The sequence below is a fragment of the Vibrio olivae genome (assembly GCF_042428525.1).
In the GTDB taxonomy this organism is placed as follows: domain Bacteria; phylum Pseudomonadota; class Gammaproteobacteria; order Enterobacterales; family Vibrionaceae; genus Vibrio; species Vibrio olivae.
Window position 1 is genome coordinate 1 of sequence record NZ_JBHMEP010000049.1, and the last position, 1,141, is coordinate 1,141.

The 1,141-nt window shown below is 46.6% G+C and carries 1 protein-coding gene; it reads left to right on the forward strand.

What is annotated here, in order from left to right; genetic code table 11:
* On the forward strand, positions 1-1,141 hold a 1,141-nt coding region (tuf, locus tag ACFFUV_RS23395), incomplete at both ends, for an elongation factor Tu (RefSeq protein WP_390198332.1).

Consider the following 1,141-nt stretch of genomic DNA (forward strand, 5'->3'; position numbering starts at 1 on the left):
TGTCTAAAGAAAAATTTGAACGTACGAAACCGCACGTAAACGTTGGTACTATCGGCCACGTTGACCACGGTAAAACAACTCTAACTGCAGCTATCTGTACTACTCTTGCGAAAGTTTACGGCGGTGTAGCTAAAGACTTCGCATCTATCGATAACGCTCCAGAAGAACGTGAACGTGGTATCACAATCGCTACTTCACACGTTGAGTACGACACTCCAACTCGTCACTACGCACACGTAGACTGCCCAGGACACGCTGACTATGTTAAAAACATGATCACTGGTGCTGCGCAAATGGACGGTGGTATCCTAGTAGTAGCTGCGACAGATGGCCCAATGCCACAAACTCGTGAGCACATCCTTCTAGGTCGTCAGGTTGGTATCCCATACATCATCGTATTCATGAACAAATGTGACATGGTAGATGATGAAGAGCTACTAGAACTAGTAGAAATGGAAGTACGTGAACTTCTATCTGAGTACGATTTCCCAGGTGATGACCTACCAGTAATCCAAGGTTCAGCGCTAGGTGCCCTAAACGGCGAAGAGCAATGGGAAGCGAAAATTGTAGAACTAGCAGAAGCGCTAGATACTTACATCCCAGAGCCAGAGCGTGCAGTAGACCTACCGTTCATCATGCCAATCGAAGACGTGTTCTCGATCCAAGGTCGTGGTACAGTAGTAACTGGTCGTATCGAGCAAGGTATCCTAACTGTTGGTGACGAAGTTGCTATCGTAGGTATCAAAGACACCATCACTACTACTTGTACTGGTGTTGAAATGTTCCGTAAGCTTCTAGACGAAGGTCGTGCGGGTGAGAACGTTGGTGCACTACTACGTGGTACTAAGCGTGATGAAGTTGAACGTGGTCAAGTACTAGCGAAACCAGGTTCAATCACTCCACACACTAAATTCGAATCAGAAGTTTACGTACTGTCTAAAGATGAAGGTGGTCGTCACACACCATTCTTCAAAGGCTACCGTCCACAGTTCTACTTCCGTACAACTGACGTAACTGGTGATATCTCACTACCAGAAGGCGTAGAAATGGTAATGCCAGGCGACAACATCCAAATGACTGTAGAGCTAATCGCTCCAATCGCAATGGATGAAGGTCTACGTTTCGCAATCCGCGAAGGTGG